The following is a 19,615-nucleotide window of genomic DNA, read 5'->3' as shown; positions in this document are numbered from 1 at the left end:
GCCTGTCCCAACACCGGACAGGAGCAGGCTCGCGGCAATGAGGTTCTGACGCCGCTTTAGGGAACAGTGAGGAAATCGATGACTTCCTCCACCCTTCCCAACAATGACGCTTCCAGGTCCGCGTAGCTGCGGACGGCGCCCAGCAGCTTCTGCCACCCCAGGCCGATGTCCTCTTTGGTTTCGTGGGGCCAGCCGAAGGCTGCGAGGATGCCTGTTTTCCAGTCCTGCCCGCGCGGCACCACCGGCCACTTCTCGATCCCCAGGACAGCCGGACGGATGGCCTGCCAGACGTCGACGTAGGGGTGTCCCACGATCAACACATTCCCCGCGGCGCCGGGAGAGGCCATCACGGCGTCGGCAATTCTGGACTCTTTCGAATCGGGCACCAGGTGGTCCACAAGCACGCCCAGGCGCCTGCCCGGCCCCGGCTTGAAATCAGCCACAGCCGCCGCGAGGTCATCAATGCCGTGCAGGGGCTCGACGACGATGCCCTCCACCCGAAGGTCATCTCCCCACACCTTCTCCACGAGTTCGGCGTCGTGCTTTCCTTCGACCCAGATGCGGCTCGCCTTGGCAACCTGGGCTCGCTGGCCAGCCACGCGGACAGAACCCGACGCCGTCCTGCCGGCTGTACCCGCCCCGGCGGCCGGCCGCGGAGCGGGCGGCATCAGCCGGATCGCCTGGCCTTCCAGGAGGAACCCGAAGCCCAGCCGGAAGGAGCGGGACTTGCCGCGGCGGTCCTCCAGGGCCACCACATGCATTCCGCCCGATTTCTCCACCCGCGTCACTGCGCCAACCCAGCCGGACTGCACGTCTTCCAGCACCATGCCCCGCTCTACAGGCACCTCGGGCAATTGCGTCTTGGCGGGCGCGGAAAGGTCCTGGGCTCCCCAGTTTTGGTAATGCATAGAATCACTCCGCCTCGCGCTAGATCACGGCCGGGAATTTCGCCCGGAGCGGTACCAATGCTAACAACGGGGTGAGTCATAATAGACTGTTAGCACTTGGGCATGTCGAGTGCTAACCGCTGTAGCGGCACGGTGCGGGCGGAACGCCTGCCCTGAACCCTGGATGGAGGTGGAGAGTGAGCGAGCCACGCAAACTGGAAGTACTGCGGGCCATCGTGGAGGACTACGTCCACTCCCGCGAGCCCGTCGGGTCCAAGGCCCTGGTGGAGCGGCACCATCTTGGTGTCTCCAGCGCCACCATTCGCAATGACATGGCCGCGCTTGAGGACGAAGGGCTGATTACGGCGCCCCACACCAGCGCGGGCCGCATACCCACAGACAAGGGCTACCGGCTCTTCGTCGACCAGATTTCCGCGGTGAAGCCCTTGTCCCAGGCGGAGCGGCGGGCCATCCAGTCCCTCCTTGAGGGCTCGGATGACCTCGACGACGTCCTGGAACGTACCGTCCGGCTGTTGTCCCAGCTGACTAACCAGGTGGCGGTTGTCCAGTATCCGCACCTTAACCGCGCACTGATCCGCCACATCGAATTCGTTCTGCTCGCACCGCGGAAGGTGCTGGTGGTGCTGATAGCCAACAGCGGCAAGGTGGAACAGCGGGTTATCGACGTCGGGCAGGACCTGGCGGATGAGGCCCTCGCTGCGTTGCGTGCCAGGTTCCTTGGCTCCCTCGCCGGGACCCCCTTGGCCCAACTGGTGCACTCCCTGCCCGCAGTGGTGTCCGGTGTCGCCCCGGGACAGCGGCAGGCAGCCCAGGCGCTGGCGCACGGACTGGAGGGCCTGGCCCACAGCAGCCGCGAAGACCGTATGGTGATGGCCGGCACGGCCAACCTCGCCCGTTCCAACGTTGACTTCCCGCTCAGCATCGGGCCGGTGCTGGAGGCGCTTGAGGAACAGGTGGTGATGCTGCGCCTGCTGAGCGAGATGGCGCAGGATCACCGCGGCGTGGCCGTGAGCATCGGCCGCGAAAACCCTTATGACGGCCTGGCGGAGGCATCCGTTGTGGCCACGGGCTATGGCCCGGACAGCGTCGCCAAGATTGGCGTGCTGGGTCCTACCAGGATGGACTATCCCACCACCATGGCAGCCGTCAGGGCTGTGGCCCGTTACCTGTCCCGCATTTTGGGGCCCTGACCGCAGGACGTCGCCCAAAAGCGCACAGCAGTGATGCAGTAAGACTGCAGGCAAAACAACAAGGAAGAGATACGAACTTTGAGCAGCCACTACGAAGTCCTTGGAGTCTCACCGGATGCCACCGGAGAAGAGATCAAGAAGGCCTACCGCAAGCTGGCCCGGACCCTTCACCCGGACGTTAACCCCGGTGAGGACGTTGCGGACCGCTTCAAGGCAGTGACCCACGCCTACGAAGTTCTCTCGGACCCCCAAAAGCGGCGGGTCTACGACACCACCGGCAACGAGAACGGCACGGACAACGGGTTCGGCGGGGGAGCATATGCCGGCCAGGGCTTCGCCTTCCAGGACATCTTCGATACATTCTTTGGCGCCGGCGGCACCACCGGCCCCGCATCACGGGTCAGGCGCGGGCAGGACGCGCTCATCAGCGTCCGGATCGAACTCCGCGACGCGGTGTTCGGGGTCAACAAGAAGCTCGAAGTGGATACGGCAGTGGTCTGTCCCACCTGTGATGGCTCGTGCTGCCGTCCCGGAACGCATCCGGAGCGCTGCGACATCTGCGGTGGCAGCGGCCAGGTCCAGAGGGCCGTGCGTTCCATCCTCGGCCAGGTCATGACCGCCGCGCCCTGCGGTACCTGCGAAGGCTTCGGAACCGTTATCAAGGACCCCTGCAACGAATGCAGCGGGCAGGGCCGGATCCGCAGCCGCCGTTCGCTGACCATCAAGGTCCCCGCCGGCGTCGCCACCGGCACGCGCATCCAGCTGTCCGGGCAGGGCGAGGCCGGTCCCGCCGGCGGCCCCACGGGTGACCTCTACGTGGAAATCCGCGTCAATAACGATGCCACCTACGTCCGCGAAGGCGACGACCTCCACGCCACCCTGAACATCCCCATGACGGCAGCTGCCCTGGGAACCGATGTGACCCTCGAAACCTTCGACGGGCCGCAGGAGATCGATGTGAAGGCCGGCACGCAGTCCGGAGAGATCATCACCCTGCGCGGACTTGGCGTCACCCACCTGCGCGGGTACGGCCGTGGCGACCTGAAGGTTCATCTTCAGGTCGAGACGCCGGCGAAGCTCGATCCCGCGCAGGAGGACCTGCTGCGCCAGCTGGCCAAGCTTCGCGGCGAGCAGATCACGGAAGGCAAGCTTGCTGCCAGCGGCGGCATGTTCGCCAAGCTCCGGGACCGGCTCGGTAACCTGTAGCGGTGAGCAACCCCGTCTTTTTCACTGCGCCCGGGTCCCTGGACGGGATGGTGCCGGAACGGATCTTCGTACTGGAGGGACCTGAGGCGCGGCATGCGGTCACGGTAAAGCGGCTCGCTCCGGGCGAAGCCGTGGACATCGTTGACGGCGCCGGTACCCGCATGAGCGGCAAGGTTACCGCCGCTTCCTCCTCCGGGCTCGAAGTGGAATGCACCTCGGTGGTTGTCGAGGACCGTCCGCGCACCAGGCTGGTGCTGGTCCAGGCCCTGGCCAAGGGCGATCGGGATGAATTGGCCATTGAGACGGCCACCGAACTGGGCATCGACGCTGTTATCCCGTGGCAGTCAGAGCGGTCCATCGTACGCTGGAAAGGTGACCGGGCCGCCAAAGCCCACGCAAAATGGCAATCCGTAGTCACTGCCGCCGCCAAACAGGCCCGCCGTGCCTGGATCCCTGAAGTGCGTGCCGCCGTCGACACCGCCGGCCTCGCCTCCGCAGTGGAGGCTGCCGACCTCGCCGTTCTCCTGCACGAGAACGCCGTGCGGCCCCTGCGGTCCGTCCTGGAATCCTGGCTCCCGGCCGAGGCGGCTGACGGTGCGCGCGAAGTGCTCCTGATCGTGGGGCCCGAGGGAGGGATCAGTCAGCGTGAAGTGACAAGGCTGTGCGGCCAGGGTGCCGTCACCGCCCTGTTGGGACACCACGTGCTGCGCTCATCAACGGCCGGTCCTGCCGCCGTCGTTCTTGCCAGTGACGTCCTGGGCCGCTGGGCGGCTCCCACAGTTTGAGCCGCCCCGCAGGGCTAGCGGACCTTGAAGCTTCGGGTGTCCTCGGTCCCGTCCACCTGGCCGTCCGCGTTCGAGGTTTGGGCCACCCGAAGTTCGAAGTCACCCTCAGGCAGCGTCAGGGCCAAGGTGAACACGCCTGCTTGCGCCGGATCCGCAGCCGCCGTTGTTTCGCCCGTCAGGAAAGGGGTTTTGTCCCCGTTGTCTCCGGACCGCAGGATCTGCCAGCGCAGCTTTCCGCCAGGCAGGGTGCTTCGTCCGGTGATCTTGACGCTGCCATCGGGCACTTCCACGTTTTCCTGCGGGTCGATGATCCAGACCGGAGCCACCAGCCCGGCCGTCCGGGCCATGAGGGACCCCAGCTGCACATGGCCAAAAGCGACGTAGTCCGTATGTCCGTCCACGAGGATCCGGACACGAATCTGCTGTCCGGAGTCAATCAGCCCTGAGCTCGCAGCAGCCGCGGTAGCCGTGTAGACAAGCTGCTGGATGGCCCGGGCCGCCATGTCGGCGTCAAGGTTGCTGTTGAAGGCATCCTCCGACACGTCCACAGTGATGACGTCCTTGCCGGAAATGGACGTGGCCAGCTGCTTGGGGCTCTGCCACGGCGTAAAGAAGTCCGGGTCCAGGGGCTTTTCGGACATCATGGCGCGCAGGGCACGGGTCACGGGATTCTCCTGTTCCGGAACGTCCCGGAATTCCCTGTATAGGAAGACATCGCTGTTGCTGCGCCCAATCCAATAAACGGGTGCCTTGTTGGAGGACTGGGTAGTCTCCAGGGGTGCACTCGTGGACGGGGCGCCGGACGTGATTCCCGGGGTGGCAGTGCTCGAGGACAGCATGCCGGTGGGGGATGGCCCCGGTTCGGCGATGCAGCCGGCCAGGACCGGGACAGCGACCAGGAGACCGGCGAGGACCGCTGAACGTGGGCCGCTAAAGGCACCTCGGGCCCGGCGGGGCGCTGCGGTTTCCGGCAACTTGATTGCCCTGTCCTTTCCTGGTCGTCGGAGCCGATCCCCGGTCGGCTTTGATGCTCCAGCAGCACGCTGGATTTCCAGCATTACACAGCCCCGGGGAGCAGAAGCGCCGGGATGCGCTGCGCGGTCCAACTGCAACTGGAACGATATGAGGCCGATATGAAGTTGATACCTAATGACGGGAAACACGCGTTGGGCCGGGCCGGAACCGTCCCGGCGCCCCATTGCTGTCTGGGGTCTGGTGTGCCTGCTGGCGTAGGATGGAAGGTACCGCTGGAAGCAACGGCACCAGCCGCCGCAGATCAGCCAACAGCTAATGTTTCGACATCGAGGGGATCACAGGCCTGCGGGCCAGCACCATGACTGAATCAGCTAACGGAAAGCGCAGGCTCGTCACAGGCGAGGGCGCAGCGGGGGAGTTTCCCCATTCACTCCCCGGCGTCCGGACCGAAGTAGTCCTTTTCGACAACTCGGACCAGATGGTCCAATCGCTGGGCAGCCATGATGAAGCGTTGCGGTTCATCGAGGAACAGTTTCCTGACGTGAACTTCCACGTCCGCGGCAATGAGCTTTCCATCAGCGGACCGGCGGCTGATGTGCCACGGATTATGCGGCTCCTCCATGAGGTCCGCGGACTCGTTGCCCGCGGTACGGTCATTAGCCCGGCTGTATTGCAGCAGCTCGTGGTCCTCCTCCGCTCGCAGTCGATGCAGAATCCGGTGGATGTCCTGACCCATGACATCCTGTCCAGCCGTGGCAAGACCATCCGGCCCAAAACCCTGAACCAGAAGAACTACGTGGACGCGATCGACGTCAATACGGTGATCTTCGGCATCGGGCCCGCGGGAACGGGCAAGACCTACCTGGCCATGGCCAAAGCGGTGCAGGCCCTGCAGCAAAAAGAGGTCAGCCGGATCATCCTGACCCGCCCGGCCGTCGAGGCGGGGGAGCGGCTTGGTTTCCTTCCCGGGACCTTGAGCGACAAGATCGATCCCTACCTCCGCCCGCTCTACGATGCCCTACACGACATGATGGACCCTGAATCCATTCCGCGGCTCATGGCGGCGGGGACCATCGAAGTGGCGCCGCTGGCCTACATGCGCGGCCGCACGCTCAATGACGCCTTCATCATCCTGGACGAGGCGCAGAACACCACGCCCGAGCAGATGAAGATGTTCCTCACCAGGCTTGGCTTCGGCTCCAAAATGGTGGTCACCGGCGATGTCACCCAGGTGGACCTGCCTTTCGGCACCCGGTCCGGGCTGCGCATTGTAGAAGAGATCCTGCAGGGCATTGATGGCGTGAACTTCTCCGTCCTGGATGCAGCAGATGTGGTGCGGCACCGCCTGGTGGGCGATATCGTCAATGCCTACAGCATCTGGGACGACACCCAGCGCAGCCGGGTCAAGCATTCGGCAAGCCGGGAAAAACGGGGGGAACACGCGTGAGCATCGAGGTGAACAACGAGTCCGGCGTCCAGGTGGACGAATCCGAGCTCGTTGCCCTGTCCAGGTACATCTTTGAGCACCTTTACATCCATCCGCAGGCCGAACTGTCCATCCTCCTGGTGGACGAGCCTGCGATGGAGAAGCTTCACATCGAGCTGATGGACGAGCCCGGCTCCACGGACGTGCTGTCCGTGCCCATGGACGAGCTGACCCCTGGTACGCCTGACCGGCCGACGCCCCAGGGCATGCTGGGGGACATTGCGGTGTGCCCGCAGGTCGCAACGGTCCAGGCCCGGAATGCCGGACACTCGCTGCAGGACGAGATGCTGCTGCTGACCACGCACGGTATTTTGCACCTGCTGGGCTACGACCACGCCGAGCCCGAGGAGAAGGCCGAGATGTTCGGCCTTCAGCGCGAACTCCTGTCCGGCTTCACCGGTAAAGAAGCACCCGCCGAGACCACCCAGTGACCCCTCTGCTCCTCGTCGCGATGGCCCTGGCTTTCCTGGCCGTCGCGGCAGTACTGACCGCGGCCGAAGCCGCCTTTAACTTCCTCCCGCGGCACGACGCCGAGGAGGCGCTCGTCAAAAGCCGCGGCACCGCGATGCGCCGGATCCTGGCACAGCCCGTGGCGCACATCCGCGCGCTGCGGTTCTGGCGCATCTGGTTTGAGATGGCCTCAGCGGTTGCCGTCGCCGTCCTTTTGTACAGCCTGCTCGACAACATCTGGCTGGCAGGGCTTGCTGCAACCGGCATCATGGCCCTCCTGGGATTCGTCATTGTGGGCGTCTCTCCCCGCCAGCTCGGAAGGCTCCACTCAGCCGCCGTCGTCCGCTTTACGGCACCGATGATCCGTTTCCTCACCTGGGTGCTCGGGCCCATCCCGGGATGGCTCGTGGCGCTGGGAAGCGCTGCTGCCCCCGGTGCGCCGCTCGGCGATGAGGCGTTCTTCAGCGAGCAGGAGTTCCGTGAGCTGGTGGAACGGGCCAGCGAATCAGACATGATCGAGGACACCGAGGCGGAGATGATCCAGTCGGTCTTCGATTTCGGCGACACCCTGGTCCGCGCCGTGATGGTGCCGCGGACCGACATCCTCAGCATCGAAGCCGGCTCCAGCCTCCGCCGTGCCATGTCGCTGTTCCTGCGGTCCGGATATTCCAGGATTCCTGTGATTGGCGAAGACACGGACCATATCCTGGGCATCATCTACCTCAAGGATGTCGCGGCCGTCCTGCATGAGCTGGCGCCCGACGAGGAGCCGCCCCTGGTGGATTCGCTGGTACGGGAAGTGCGGTACGTGCCCGAATCGAAGCAGGTCAGTGACCTCCTGCGCGAGTTGCAGAAGGAATCCACGCACGTGGCCATTGTGATCGACGAATACGGGGGTACCGCCGGACTCGTCACCCTCGAAGACCTGATCGAGGAGATCGTGGGCGAAATCGTCGACGAGTACGATACCGAAAGCGCCGAGGCCGTGGAACTGGGCGACGGCTCGTACCGTGTCAGCGCCCGGATGAGCATCGATGACCTTGGCGAGCTTTTTGACATCGAGCTTGACGACGACGAAGTGGACACAGTGGGAGGCCTGCTCGCCAAAGCGCTGGGCCGTGTACCCATCGTCGGCAGCAGCGTCGAAGTTGACGGTGTGTCGCTGCGCGCCGAAAGGCTGGAAGGCCGCCGGAACCGGGTCAGCCACATCATTGCGGCGCAGGTTCCAAAAGTAGACACTGACCTTGAAGACCTCCTCCAGGAGGCGGAAGCAACCCAGCAGGGAGTTCCACGTGAGCAAGAAAAATAAGGCCGCAGGCGACGAAGACTTCGGGGGCTTCCGCGCAGGATTTTCAGTCCTGGTGGGCCGCCCCAACGCGGGTAAGTCCACACTGACAAACGCCCTGGTGGGCAAGAAGGTGGCCATTACCTCCGCCAAGCCGCAGACCACCCGCCACACCATCCGGGGCATCGTCCACCGCGAGGACGCACAGCTGATCCTCGTGGATACACCGGGCCTGCACCGGCCCCGCACCCTCTTGGGAAAGCGCCTGAACGACCTCGTGGCCGACACCCTTGCGGAGGTGGACGCCATCGGGTTCTGCCTGCCCGCCAACGAAAAGATCGGACCCGGCGACAAGTACATCGCGGCCCAGCTCGCAGCTGTTGGCCGCCAGCCTGTCATCGCCATTGTCACCAAAGCGGACCTGGTGGACCGGCAGGCCCTAACGGAGCAGCTCCTTGCCGTCGCCGCGCTCGGGCGGGAAGTGCTGGGGGAGGAAGGCTGGAAGGATATTGTTCCGGTATCCGCCAGCGACGGCTTCCAGGTGGAAACCGTAGCCGACGTCCTGATCAGCCACATGCCGCCGTCGCCCCCGCTGTACCCGGACGGGGAGCTGACCGACGAGCCGGAAGCCGTGATGGTCGCGGAGCTGATCCGCGAAGCGGCGCTGGAAGGCGTACGCGATGAACTGCCGCACTCCCTGGCGGTGGTTGTCGAAGAGATCGTGCCCCGGGAGGACCGTCCGGAGGACAATCCGCTGCTGGACGTGCGCGTGAACCTCTACGTCGAACGCCCGTCCCAAAAGGCGATCATCATCGGCAAGGGCGGCAGCCGGCTGCGCGAAGTGGGCACCAACGCACGGAAGGGAATCGAGGCCCTCCTGGGGACGCGCGTCTACCTCGACCTGCACGTGAAGGTCGCCAAAGACTGGCAGCGGGATCCGAAACAGCTGGTCAAGCTGGGCTTCTGACCGCTTTAATACGTGCGGCCGGTGGCCGTCCGGGAATTTCCCAGCCTGGACCACTAAAATGGGCCGGATTCAGAATCTAGAGGAAGGTTCACCACGTGGGGCGAGGCCGCGACAAGCGCGAAAACGGAGCTGACGTGTCAGCAGGGGGACCAGTGTCCCGGCACGCGGATGATGGCACCGTTGGAGCCGCCCGCCACTTCGGCCCCGTGCGCGGGATGCCGCTGTGGCTCAAGATCACCACGGGCGTGCTGTCGGTGGCCCTCGTCGGGGCCCTCGCGTTCGCAGGGTTCTGGTTTCTCCGCCTGCAAGGCAACCTTTCCAAGGCGCCACTGAACGCCGGGGGCGGAAACAACGAATCGGTGAGCGATGCCACCGGGCGGATGCAGATCCTGATCCTCGGCTCAGACACGAGGGACGGCAAGAACGCCGAATATGGCACGGCGGACGATTCACGCGGCTACGGCAAATCCGACGTCATGATGCTGATGGACATTTCCGCGGACAACAAACGCGTCAGCGTCATCAGCTTTCCCCGCGACCTGCTGGTTGACATTCCTGAGTGTAAGGACGAGGAAACCAACCAGACCTATCCTGCCCGCAGCGGTGTGATGATCAATGAAGCCATGGCCGAGGCGGGGATCGGCTGCGCCGTTGACACGGTCAACCGGATCACCGGCTTGGACGTGGACCACTTCATGATGGCGGACTTCAACGCGGTGAAGGAACTGTCCAACGCCGTGGGCGGCGTGGACGTGTGCATCAGTGACGCCGTCTTTGACCCCGATTCCCGGCTCCGCCTCCCGAAGGGCACCTCCGCGGTTCAAGGTGAAATGGCCCTCGCCTTCCTGCGGACCCGCCACGCGTTTGCCGACGGCGGCGACCTCGGCCGCATCAAGGCCCAGCAGGGGTTCCTGTCCTCGCTCACCCGGAAGATCAAGGATGAAGGCACCCTGTCCGACCCCGGCAAAATGCTGAAGATCGCCGACGTCGTCACCCAGAACCTGACCGTCGACGAGGGCCTGGCTTCGGTTCCCACCCTGTTGACCATCGGCAACCGGCTCAAGGACATCGACATCAGCAAAGTTGCGTTCGTGGCCGTTCCCACCACGCCCGCCCTTCTGGATCCAAACAGGCTGCAGATCGCCGAGCCCGCCGGGTCCCAGCTGTTCTCCGCGCTGCGGGAGGATATCGACCTGACCGACCCCACAGCGCCGCCCACACCCACGGAAACCACTGCTCCACCAACGGCGGCTCCAAGCGAAACGGCTCCTCCGGTGCCGGCCTATGACAAGGCGCTTCAGCCCGTCACCGTAGCCAACGGCACCGGCGTGCCAGGGCGCGCACAGGAAATAGTCCAGGCCCTGATCGGCGGCGGATTCACCCAGACCGGACAATTCGAGGCAACTGCCGTGGAACAGTCAGTTGTCTACTATGGCACCGGCTATGCGGACGTGGCTGCTGACGTTGCGGCGCTGCTCGGAATCCCCGCGGCGCAAATGCTGCCTGCCCCGGCAGTGTCCGGCGTCCAGGTCTACCTGGGCACCGATTTCACGTCCGGTGCCACATACGGCGCGCCGGCTGCGCTGCCGGAGAACATCGTCAACCAGACTGCCGGGGACACCCTCTGCCAGCAGGCCAACCCCATGCTGATCGTCGAGGGTTAGCAGGGTACGGGCAGCGCGGCCGCAAGCCGCCCGGAACAGAAAAACGGGGCCCGCTCGGCGAGCCCCGTTTTTCTGGCTACCAGATGCTGACGCGTTCTTCCGGGGACATCCACATGCCGTCCTGGTCAGTGACTTCAAAGGCGTCGTGGAAGGCGTCGAGGTTCTTCGCAATGGCGTTGGTCCGGAACTCGTTGGGCGAATGCGGGTCCGTTGCCAGCCTGCGGATGGCTTCTTCGCTCCGGATTACCTGCCGCCATCCTGCTGCCCATGATGCGAAGAAGCGCTGGTGCCCGGTGAGGCCGTCCAGGACCTCCGGCTCCTTTCCATCGAGGCTGATCAGGTAGGCCTTGTAGGCAATGGCCAGCCCGGCGAGGTCGCCGATGTTTTCCCCGAGGGTGAGGCGCCCGTTGACGTTATGTCCCGGTGCTGCGTACGGGGAAAGTGCATCGTATTGCGCCACCAGTTTGGCCGTGAGCTTTTCGAAGGCCTGGCGGTCTTCGTCGGTCCACCAGTTCCGCAGTGCACCGCCGTCGTCGAACTGTGACCCCTGGTCGTCGAAGCCGTGGCCGATTTCGTGCCCGATCACCGCGCCGATCCCGCCGTAGTTCACGGCGTCGTCAGCGTCGGCGGTGAAGAACGGCGGCTGCAGGATCGCCGCCGGGAAAACGATCTCGTTCATCATCGGGTGGTAGTAGGCGTTGACTGTCTGCGGGGTCATCAGCCATTTGTTGCGGTCCACCGGCTTGCCCACCTCATCAAGGTGCCGGTCGACGTCGGCGTTGTGTGCCCGTTCCACGTTGCCCAGCAGATCAGCCGGATCAATCTCCACGGCTGAGTAGTCGATCCACTCTTCCGGATAGCCGATCTTCGCCCGGAACCCTTCCAGCTTCCGCAGCGCCTCGGCCTTGGTGTCCTCACCCATCCAGCCCACAGCGGCGATGCTTTGGCGGTAGGCCTCGATCAGGTTGGCGACAAGCGTCTGCATACGGGCCTTATGCGTTTCCGGAAAGTGCCGCGCCACATAGATCTGCCCCACGGCTTCGCCGAGGCCGCCTTCCACAACGCCCACGCCGCGCTTCCAGCGGTCCTTGTTCCGGGGGGTGCCGCTGATGGTGGTTCCATAGAAGGCGAAGTTGGCGTCAACAAAAGCCGAGGACAGGTAGGGGGCTGCGGCGCTGATAACCCGCATGGCCAGCCATTCCTGCCAGTGGGCCAGCGGTTCGCTCTCGAGAAGGCCTGCGGCGCCGTCGAAGAACGGAGGGGTGCTCACCACAATTTCCTGCCGCTTCTCCTCGCCGATGCCCGCGGCATCGAACCAGGTGGTGAGCAGCGGGAAGATGGCGGATGCCTCGTCCGCCGACTTCAGGTTGTAGGTCTTTTGCGGATCCCGAAGGGTGACGTTGTCCCAATGATGGGACGCCAGCTTGGTCTCGAGTTCAACCACCCGCCCGGATGCGCCGTCCGCATCCGGAACGCCGGCCAGGTCAAGCATGGTCTTCACATGCGCGCCGTAGGCGGAGACCATGGGGGCGAACTTCTCTTCCCGGTAATACGATTCGTCGGGCAGTCCGAGACCGCCCTGGCCAACGTACAGGAGGACCCGGTCGGGATTGCCTGCGTCCGGAGCCGGGTAGATGTAGAACAGCCCACCCACATCGGCGCGGAACAACCGGCCCGCCAGGGAGACCAGGTCTGCAACGGAGGTGGTGGCGAACACCTCGGAGAGCCGCTGGCGGATCGGTTCAATGCCCTTGGCTTCCACAGCAGCTTCGTCCATGAAGCTGTTGTAGAGGTCCCCGACCTTCTGCTCGATGCCGCTGGCGGCCCCGCCCTTGGCCGCTGCTTCCTCGATGATGTCGCGGACAGCAATCTCGGACCCGTCCCGCAGGGCGGTGAACGTGCCCTCCAGGGGCCGGTCATCGGGGATTTCGGTAGCCTTCAGCCACGCACCGTTAACGTGCTGGTAGAGGTCATCCTGCGGCCGGACGGTGTTATCAAAGGTGGACAGGTCGATCCCCGAAATGGGCACTGAAGCTCCTTTTTGCTGACCGGCGCCGGCGTATACCGGTCCGCGTCTGCATAGTGGACGTAACGGACGGTAGTGCCCTTTCATCTTACGCACCCGTGTTACTCTCAAAAGGTGCGTGCAGAGCTTCTTCTTCTTAGCTGCCGCGGCGAGGCCTCAGACGCGATCTAGCGCAAGGCCCACCCTCGCTGCGGAGTTTGTGTTGCCCGGCCACCCTTTCAAAGAAGAATCACAGAAAAGGCCCCGATAGTAATGCGAAACGCACAGAAGCCCTCCGGAATGCCCGCCCACCGGTACACGCCGTTCCAGGACCAGATCAAAGTCGAACTGCCTGACCGCACGTGGCCGGACAAAATCATCACCAAGGCTCCACGCTGGTGCGCAGTTGACCTGCGCGACGGAAACCAGGCCCTGATCGACCCCATGAGCCCGGCCCGCAAAATGAAGATGTTCGACCTGCTGGTCCGTATGGGCTACAAGGAGATCGAGGTAGGCTTCCCGTCTGCGTCCCAGACCGACTTCGACTTTGTCCGTCAGCTCATCGAGGGCAACCACATCCCGGATGACGTCACCATCCAGGTCCTGACACAGGCCCGGGAGCACCTGATCGAGCGGACCTACGAGTCCTTGGTAGGTGCCAAGCAGGCAATCGTCCACCTGTACAACTCCACCTCGGTGCTGCAGCGCCGCGTGGTCTTCAACCAGGACGAGGACGGGATCCTGGACATCGCCCTCCAGGGCGCCAGGCTGTGCAAGAAGTACGAAGAGACCCTCGTGGACACACACGTGACCTACGAGTACTCCCCGGAATCCTTCACTGGCACCGAACTGGAATACGCGGTGCGGGTCTGCAACGCCGTCGCCGATGTTTTCGAGGCTTCCGCAGACCGCCAGGTCATCATCAACCTGCCAGCCACCGTGGAGATGGCCACTCCCAACGTTTACGCCGATTCGATTGAATGGATGAGCCGCCACCTGCACCCGCGGGAAGGCATCATTCTCTCGCTGCACCCCCACAACGACCGCGGAACGGGCGTCGCGGCCGCCGAACTGGGCTACATGGCCGGGGCTGACCGGATCGAAGGCTGCCTCTTCGGCAACGGCGAGCGGACCGGCAACGTGGACCTGGTCACCCTCGGCCTGAACCTCTTCGTGCAGGGCATCGACCCCATGATCGACTTCTCCAACATCGACGACGTCCGCCGGACGGTGGAGTACTGCAACCAGCTGCCCGTCCCCGAGCGTTCACCCTACGGCGGCGACCTCGTCTTCACGGCGTTCTCCGGATCCCACCAGGACGCCATCAAAAAGGGCTTCGAGGCACTCGAGCGGGACGCGGCTGCCGCCGGCAAGGACGTTGCCGATTTCACCTGGCAAGTACCCTACCTGCCCGTGGACCCGAAAGACCTGGGCCGCAGCTACGAAGCGGTGATCCGGGTCAACTCCCAGTCCGGCAAGGGCGGCGTCGCCTACCTGCTGAAGAACGAGCACAGCCTGGACCTGCCGCGCCGTGCCCAGATCGAGTTCTCCGGCGTCATCCAGAAGCGCACGGACACAGTGGGCGGCGAAGTCAGCGGTGCCCAGCTGTGGCAGGTGTTCCAGGACGAGTACCTGCCCTCCGGCAAGACTGACGGGCAGTGGGGCCGCTACTCCCTCGGCGCTGTCAAGACAGAGACGGATGACGACGGCGGCATGACACTTCACGCCTCGCTCACCGTGGACGGGGTGCAGGTTCAGCGGACAGGCACCGGCAACGGCCCCATCGCCGCCCTGCTGAGCATCCTCCGGGAAGACGGCGTGGACGTCCGCGTGCTGGACTACAGCGAGCATGCCCTCTCTGAGGGTGGCAACGCCATGGCGGCCGCCTACGTGGAGTGTGCAGTGGGGGAGCGCGTGCTGTGGGGCGTCGGCATCGACGCCAACACCAGCATGTCCTCCCTGAAGGCTGTTATTTCTGCCGTGAACCGCGCCGTCCGGGACGCCCAGGCCTGACGCACGGGGCGTTGTGCCGCCGGGGAAACCCTGGCCGCACAACGGCGCCCCCATGGTGCCCGGGGGAGACAGTGCCCGGGGGAGGCAGCGCCCGCAAAGGATGGGAAGATAAAGGCGTGGCCCAACACTCTTTCGCCTCCCGCGCGTACCGGGACGACGCCGTCGTGCTCCGTACCCACAAACTGGGCGAGGCGGACCGCATCATCACGTTGCTGACGAAGCACCACGGACAGGTGCGGGCTGTGGCCAAAGGAGTCCGGCGGACCAGCAGCCGGTTCGGTGCGCGCCTCGAGCCGTTTATGGTGGCGGACCTGCAGCTCGTGTCCGGAAAGTCGCTGGACATCGTGACCCAGGCCGTGGCCAAGGGGGCCTACGGCGGAAGCATCGCCGCAGACTACGGCCGCTACACCGTAGCTGCCGCCATGACGGAAACCGCGGAAAAGCTCACCGACGTCGACGGCGAATCCGGAACCGCCCAGTACAACCTGCTGGTCGGCGCCCTTGCCTCACTGAGCCGGAACGAGCATGCCGCCGGGCTGATCCTGGATTCCTACCTGCTCCGGGCACTGGCCACCGGCGGCTGGGCGCCCAGCTTCACGGACTGCGCCCGTTGCGGGCTTCCGGGCCCGCACAGCGCTTTCTCCGCACCCGTGGGCGGTATGGTCTGCAATGGCTGCCGGCCGCCGGGGTCGCCTGCGCCGGCGCCGGAAACGGTAGTGCTGCTCGCGGCGCTGCTGACGGGGGACTGGGCCACTGCGGACGGCTCCCTGCCCGTGCACCGCAAGGAAGCCGCCGGCCTCGTGGCCGCCTACCTGCAATGGCATCTTGAACGAGTACTGAAGTCCCTCAAACATGTGGAGCGCAGCTGACAGTGGCCCTGGGAAAAAAGAACAACGCGTCCCCTCAGCGGAGCCACCCCGTGGTTGCCCCGTACCCGCATCCCTCCGGCGCGGTGGCGCCGTCCATTCCGGCAGAATTCATTCCCCGGCATGTTGCCATCGTGATGGACGGCAACGGCCGGTGGGCGAACCAGCGGGGACTGCCCAGGATAGAAGGCCATAAGGCCGGCGAACCCGCCCTGCTGGATGTTATGGCAGGGGCCATTGAGCTGGGCATCGAGTACGTCAGTGTCTACGCCTTTTCCACGGAGAACTGGCGCCGCTCCCCGGAGGAAGTGCGCTTCCTGATGGGATTTAACAAGGACGTGCTTCGGAGGCAACGGAACCAGCTCGACGAATGGGGCGTGCGGGTGCGGTGGTCCGGCCGGCGGCCCCGGCTCTGGGGGTCCGTCATCCGGGAACTTGAAGAAGCCGAGGAGTTCACTGCAGGGAACAGCACCTGCACGTTGACCATGTGTGTTAATTACGGCGGCCGGGCGGAGATCACGGACGCCGTGTCCGCCATTGCCGCGGAAGTCGCTGCCGGCAGGCTCAAACCCGGTGCCATCACCGAGCGCACTATCCAGAAGTACCTGGACGAGCCGGACCTCCCGGACGTTGACCTGTTCCTGCGCAGCTCCGGGGAGCAGCGGCTGTCCAACTTCCTGCTGTGGCAGTCCGCTTACGCAGAGTTCGTATTTATGGACACCCTGTGGCCCGACGTCGACCGCCGGACGCTGTGGGCTGCCGTGGAAGAGTACGCCCGGCGGGACCGCCGTTACGGTGGTGCGGTGGACGCAGCCCGCCCTGTCAACGGAGCGGACCCGGCAGAGTAGCCCGGTCAGGAACGGCCGGTCAGGGCTGTTCCTGGCCCTCTTCGACGTCTGCCGGGTCACCGTACGCACGGAGCCAGCGCGACAGCCGAGCGTAGGCGTCCGCACGCACAGCGGCGGGGGAGAGGAATACGTCGTGCAGTGCGCCCTCAATCCTTTCCACCGTCACGGTGCGGCCGAGGGTGAGGGCACGGGCAGCAATAACGTTGACGTCCAGCACGGCGTCCGTCCGGCGCATCTCCTCGGACCAGAAGAGTCCGTTCGCGCTTCCCCGGGACAACAGCACCAGGATGGGAACCTCGATGTTGAGCCCGCGCGCAACCTTGGTGTGGCCGGCAAGTACCGCACTGAGCCAACCGGCTCGCACCGGGAAAGCCATGGGCGGCCGGTAGCGGTCATCCAGGGACCACTCCCCATCGGCAGAACTGCTGATGGTCCGCCAGTAGAAGCCGCGCTCCGGGAGCCTGAGCACAGCCTCCGGCCGGAAGCGGGCAACAGGTCCCACCATGCTTGACGCCGCGCGCCGCACCAGCGCACTTCCGTGCATCTCCAGCCATGGGCTGTTGAGGATGAGCTGCGAGACCGCTGCGGGATGCCTGCTGGCCCACAGCGCCGCCACCAGCCCTCCCGTTGAATGCCCCATCAGGGTCAGCGGCCGGTTAACCCCCTCCTGGCTGATCAGGCGGCACGCCATCTCAATCTCGGCGTCATAGTCGGTGAGGTCCGAGACGTAACCGCCCGGAGTCTCCGGACGCAGGCTCCGGCCGTGGTTATGCATGTCCAGTGCGTAGAAGTCGTAGCCGGCCGAAGACCAGAAGCGGGCAAGGTCCACATTGAAGAAATAGTCGCTCCAGCCGTGCAGGAAAAGGACTGCCCTGCGGTTCTCGGGCCAGGCGAGGACGCCAGCTACGGCAGGGCGGAACCGCACCAGGGTGGCGGTCCGCTCCACACCGTCCGGTCCGGCGGCTGTGAAGGCATGGGAGTCGAATTCCTCGCCCAGGATGTCCCGCTGCCATTCCATGGCTTTATGCTATTCCGCCCTTTGGCCGGCCTGCGTCATTTTGGTTTGTGCTCATTTTGGTGTGGGCCCGCCAAGGCGGAAGACTGGAGGCATGCGCGTTTATCCCACATTCTTCAGGCTGGCCTTTTCATGGATGGACGCCGAGCGCGCCCACAAAATTGGGTTCAGGGCCATCCGGCTGGCACATCGGTCCGGCGCGGGGAAGGTCCTGGAGAAACTGACGGCCCCGGCACCGTCGCTGCAGACTACGGCCTTCGGCCTCACCTTTCCCTCGCCCTTCGGCCTTGCCGCCGGCTTCGACAAGGAAGGCCATGGCATCGAGGCACTGAGCCAGCTTGGGTTCGGCCACGTTGAGGTGGGCACCATTACCGGCCAGGCCCAGCCGGGCAACGAAAAGCCTCGCCTCTTCCGCCTGGTAGAGGACCGTGCCGTAATCAACAGGATGGGGTTCAATAACGACGGCGCCACCGCCGTCGCCCCGCGGCTTAGGGCCGCCCGTGCCGCACTACAGCGCAGGCACCCTGCGGTGCGCTCCGTCATCGGAGTCAACATCGGCAAGACGAAGGCTGTTGAACTGGCTGATGCTGTGGATGACTACCTGGCCAGCGCCCGCAGCCTTGCGCCCGCCGCTGACTATCTTGTGGTCAACGTCAGTTCGCCCAACACCCCCGGCCTTCGGCTCCTGCAGGACGTGGAAAGCCTCCGGCCGCTGCTGACCGCCGTCGGCGAGGAAGCCGACCGTGCAGCGGGCCGCCACGTTCCCCTGCTGGTGAAAATCGCCCCGGACCTGAGCGACGAGGACATCGACGACGTCGCACGCCTTGCCCTGGACCTGAACCTGGACGGCATCATTGCCACCAACACCACTATCGCAAGGACAGGCCTGGCGTCCCCTGCAGACCTGGTGGAAAAGTGCGGTGCGGGCGGGCTCTCCGGCGCTCCGCTCAAACAGCGTTCCCTGGAAGTGCTGCGCCGGCTCAAACAGATCACCGGTGACGCCCTGACCCTCGTAGCCGTTGGCGGTGTAGAAACGGCGCAGGACGTCCAGGACCGGCTGGACGCGGGGGCCACCCTGGTCCAGGGCTATACGGCTTTCCTCTACGAAGGGCCGTTCTGGGCTTCGCGCATCAACCGGCAGCTGGCGAAGAAGCGGCGGTCCTAGCGCGTCGTTGCGCTGAAGCGGCAGCCGCCGCACCTGACCGCGAGCCAGTACCTTTGGTGACAACGAAGCCCCGGCGGAAATTCCGCCGGGGCTTCGTTGTCTATGAAATGGGAGGACGCAGGGAACCAGGTTATGCCGGGTACTGGCCGCGTTTGACCTGGGGCTTGGGCAGCCGCAGCTTCCGGAACTGGAGCGAACGCATGGAGCCGTACCAAACGGTGCCCCGCTCCACCTCGCCGAACTTCTCGGTCAACCTCTTGCGGAGCTTGCGGGACAGGATAAACACGTCAACGAAGACCGCCAGGAACATCACCCAGAAACCGCCCAGGACGTAAATCATCAGGTCACTGGACGCCGGCACCACCAGGGAAACCAGGACGAAGACGAGGGCGCCGAACATCAGGTATTCACCGAGGCTGAACCGTGCGTCCACGTAGTCACGGGTGAACCGCTTCTGGGGACCCTTGTCGCGCAACGGCAGGAACTTCTCGTCGCCGGTGTCCAGCGCCTGGCGCATTTTGAGCCGCTGGTCCTGGACGGCCTGGCGCTCGGCAGCTTTGGAGGCTTTGCGGTCCTCCGGCACCAACGGGCGCTTCCGTGCAGCCTCCTGGGCCTTGCGGGTTGGAGTGGGAGCTCCCTTGCCGGCTATGCCGTTCTGGCGGGCCGCAGCTTCCGCTGCCTGCTGGTCTATTATTTCCTGCGCCGAGGGCGCTTCCTTTTTACGTCCGAACACCTGAACAGAATACCTTGCGGCGGCATTGCTTTCCGGCCCGGCCGTGCGGCGGCC

The 19,615-nt window shown here is 64.9% G+C and carries 17 protein-coding genes; 12 read left to right on the top strand and 5 right to left on the bottom strand.

The features are described from left to right. Positions 1 to 56 precede the first annotated feature (56 nt). Positions 57 to 908, bottom strand: a complete 852-nt coding sequence (locus tag M8J71_RS20470) for a DUF3097 domain-containing protein (RefSeq protein ID WP_163163835.1) — start codon at positions 906 to 908, stop codon at positions 57 to 59. 176 nt (positions 909 to 1,084) lie between these two features. Between M8J71_RS20470 and hrcA the strand changes: the two genes are divergently transcribed. The 3 genes from hrcA (at position 1,085) to M8J71_RS20455 (ending at position 4,089) form a co-directional block, all read left to right on the top strand. After that, complete coding sequence (hrcA, locus tag M8J71_RS20465; RefSeq protein WP_256249664.1) at positions 1,085 to 2,098, top strand: heat-inducible transcriptional repressor HrcA; 1,014 nt, start codon at positions 1,085 to 1,087, stop codon at positions 2,096 to 2,098. A 78-nt stretch (positions 2,099 to 2,176) separates the two neighbouring features. Next, entirely contained in the window at positions 2,177 to 3,304 is a 1,128-nt protein-coding gene (dnaJ, locus tag M8J71_RS20460; protein ID WP_163163831.1) for a molecular chaperone DnaJ, read from the top strand. Positions 3,305 to 3,306: 2 nt separating this feature from the next. Then, positions 3,307 to 4,089 (top strand): 16S rRNA (uracil(1498)-N(3))-methyltransferase, encoded by a 783-nt coding sequence (locus M8J71_RS20455; RefSeq protein WP_256249663.1) that lies wholly within the window; start codon positions 3,307 to 3,309, stop codon positions 4,087 to 4,089. A gap of 14 nt (positions 4,090 to 4,103) precedes the next feature. Here the strand turns inward: M8J71_RS20455 and M8J71_RS20450 are convergent, their stop codons facing one another. Next, positions 4,104 to 5,063, bottom strand: a complete 960-nt coding sequence (locus tag M8J71_RS20450) for a GerMN domain-containing protein (RefSeq protein WP_256249662.1) — start codon at positions 5,061 to 5,063, stop codon at positions 4,104 to 4,106. 359 nt (positions 5,064 to 5,422) lie between these two features. Here M8J71_RS20450 and M8J71_RS20445 point away from each other — a divergent pair, with 359 nt between their 5' ends. The 5 genes from M8J71_RS20445 to M8J71_RS20425 all read left to right on the top strand — a co-directional run bounded on the left by M8J71_RS20445 (position 5,423) and on the right by M8J71_RS20425 (position 10,916). Further along, positions 5,423 to 6,511, top strand: coding sequence for a PhoH family protein (locus tag M8J71_RS20445; protein WP_256249661.1), 1,089 nt, complete (start codon positions 5,423 to 5,425; stop codon positions 6,509 to 6,511). Next, positions 6,508 to 6,981, top strand: a complete 474-nt coding sequence (gene ybeY, locus M8J71_RS20440; RefSeq protein ID WP_256249660.1) for an rRNA maturation RNase YbeY — start codon at positions 6,508 to 6,510, stop codon at positions 6,979 to 6,981. Before M8J71_RS20445 ends, ybeY begins: the two co-directional genes overlap by 4 nt. Beyond that, positions 6,978 to 8,309, top strand: a complete 1,332-nt coding sequence (locus tag M8J71_RS20435) for a hemolysin family protein (RefSeq protein ID WP_163163821.1) — start codon at positions 6,978 to 6,980, stop codon at positions 8,307 to 8,309. The genes ybeY and M8J71_RS20435 overlap by 4 nt, the downstream gene beginning before the upstream one ends. Continuing rightward, the gene (era, locus tag M8J71_RS20430) at positions 8,293 to 9,252 is read left to right on the top strand and encodes a GTPase Era (RefSeq protein WP_256249659.1); all 960 of its coding nucleotides are present in this window, start codon (positions 8,293 to 8,295) and stop codon (positions 9,250 to 9,252) included. The genes M8J71_RS20435 and era overlap by 17 nt, the downstream gene beginning before the upstream one ends. A gap of 215 nt (positions 9,253 to 9,467) precedes the next feature. After that, entirely contained in the window at positions 9,468 to 10,916 is a 1,449-nt protein-coding gene (locus M8J71_RS20425; protein ID WP_256249751.1) for an LCP family protein, read from the top strand. Between the two features lie 76 nt (positions 10,917 to 10,992). On the opposite strand, the gene M8J71_RS20420 is transcribed toward M8J71_RS20425, so the two are convergent. Continuing rightward, positions 10,993 to 12,945 (bottom strand): M13 family metallopeptidase, encoded by a 1,953-nt coding sequence (locus M8J71_RS20420; protein ID WP_256249658.1) that lies wholly within the window; start codon positions 12,943 to 12,945, stop codon positions 10,993 to 10,995. Positions 12,946 to 13,194: 249 nt separating this feature from the next. Here M8J71_RS20420 and leuA point away from each other — a divergent pair, with 249 nt between their 5' ends. The 3 genes from leuA to M8J71_RS20405 all read left to right on the top strand — a co-directional run bounded on the left by leuA (position 13,195) and on the right by M8J71_RS20405 (position 16,648). Beyond that, positions 13,195 to 14,934: a 2-isopropylmalate synthase gene (gene leuA / locus M8J71_RS20415; protein ID WP_163163813.1), complete on the top strand. Its 1,740-nt coding sequence runs from the start codon at positions 13,195 to 13,197 to the stop codon at positions 14,932 to 14,934. A gap of 116 nt (positions 14,935 to 15,050) precedes the next feature. Further along, entirely contained in the window at positions 15,051 to 15,803 is a 753-nt protein-coding gene (recO, locus tag M8J71_RS20410; protein WP_256249657.1) for a DNA repair protein RecO, read from the top strand. Between the two features lie 2 nt (positions 15,804 to 15,805). Further along, the gene (locus tag M8J71_RS20405) at positions 15,806 to 16,648 is read left to right on the top strand and encodes an isoprenyl transferase (protein WP_256249656.1); all 843 of its coding nucleotides are present in this window, start codon (positions 15,806 to 15,808) and stop codon (positions 16,646 to 16,648) included. A gap of 19 nt (positions 16,649 to 16,667) precedes the next feature. Here M8J71_RS20405 and M8J71_RS20400 read toward each other — a convergent pair whose 3' ends face one another. Beyond that, a complete protein-coding gene (locus tag M8J71_RS20400) occupies positions 16,668 to 17,666 on the bottom strand; it encodes an alpha/beta hydrolase (protein ID WP_256249655.1) in 999 nt (332 codons plus the stop codon). 91 nt (positions 17,667 to 17,757) lie between these two features. Here M8J71_RS20400 and M8J71_RS20395 point away from each other — a divergent pair, with 91 nt between their 5' ends. Further along, the gene (locus tag M8J71_RS20395) at positions 17,758 to 18,828 is read left to right on the top strand and encodes a quinone-dependent dihydroorotate dehydrogenase (protein WP_256249654.1); all 1,071 of its coding nucleotides are present in this window, start codon (positions 17,758 to 17,760) and stop codon (positions 18,826 to 18,828) included. 130 nt (positions 18,829 to 18,958) lie between these two features. Here the strand turns inward: M8J71_RS20395 and M8J71_RS20390 are convergent, their stop codons facing one another. Beyond that, positions 18,959 to 19,561 carry a DUF3043 domain-containing protein gene (locus M8J71_RS20390; RefSeq protein WP_256249653.1) on the bottom strand — a complete coding sequence of 201 codons (603 nt, stop codon included), beginning with the start codon at positions 19,559 to 19,561 and terminating at the stop codon, positions 18,959 to 18,961. Between the last annotated feature and the right edge of the window lie 54 nt (positions 19,562 to 19,615).

The sequence above is a fragment of the Pseudarthrobacter sp. R1 genome (genome assembly GCF_024494415.1).
Lineage (GTDB): Bacteria > Actinomycetota > Actinomycetes > Actinomycetales > Micrococcaceae > Arthrobacter.
This window is presented reverse-complemented; position numbering and strand designations above follow the sequence as displayed.

Bases quoted from the DNA above. Each gene is read 5' to 3' on its own strand.
- M8J71_RS20470 (WP_163163835.1), bottom strand. From the start codon at position 908: ATGCATTACCAAAACTGGGGAGCCCAGGACCTTTCCGCGCCCGCCAAG.
- M8J71_RS20445 (WP_256249661.1), top strand. From the start codon at position 5,423: ATGACTGAATCAGCTAACGGAAAGCGCAGGCTCGTCACAGGCGAGGGC.
- M8J71_RS20425 (WP_256249751.1), top strand. From the start codon at position 9,468: ATGCCGCTGTGGCTCAAGATCACCACGGGCGTGCTGTCGGTGGCCCTC.
- leuA (WP_163163813.1), top strand. From the start codon at position 13,195: ATGCGAAACGCACAGAAGCCCTCCGGAATGCCCGCCCACCGGTACACG.
- M8J71_RS20400 (WP_256249655.1), bottom strand. From the start codon at position 17,666: ATGGAATGGCAGCGGGACATCCTGGGCGAGGAATTCGACTCCCATGCC.
- M8J71_RS20395 (WP_256249654.1), top strand. From the start codon at position 17,758: ATGCGCGTTTATCCCACATTCTTCAGGCTGGCCTTTTCATGGATGGAC.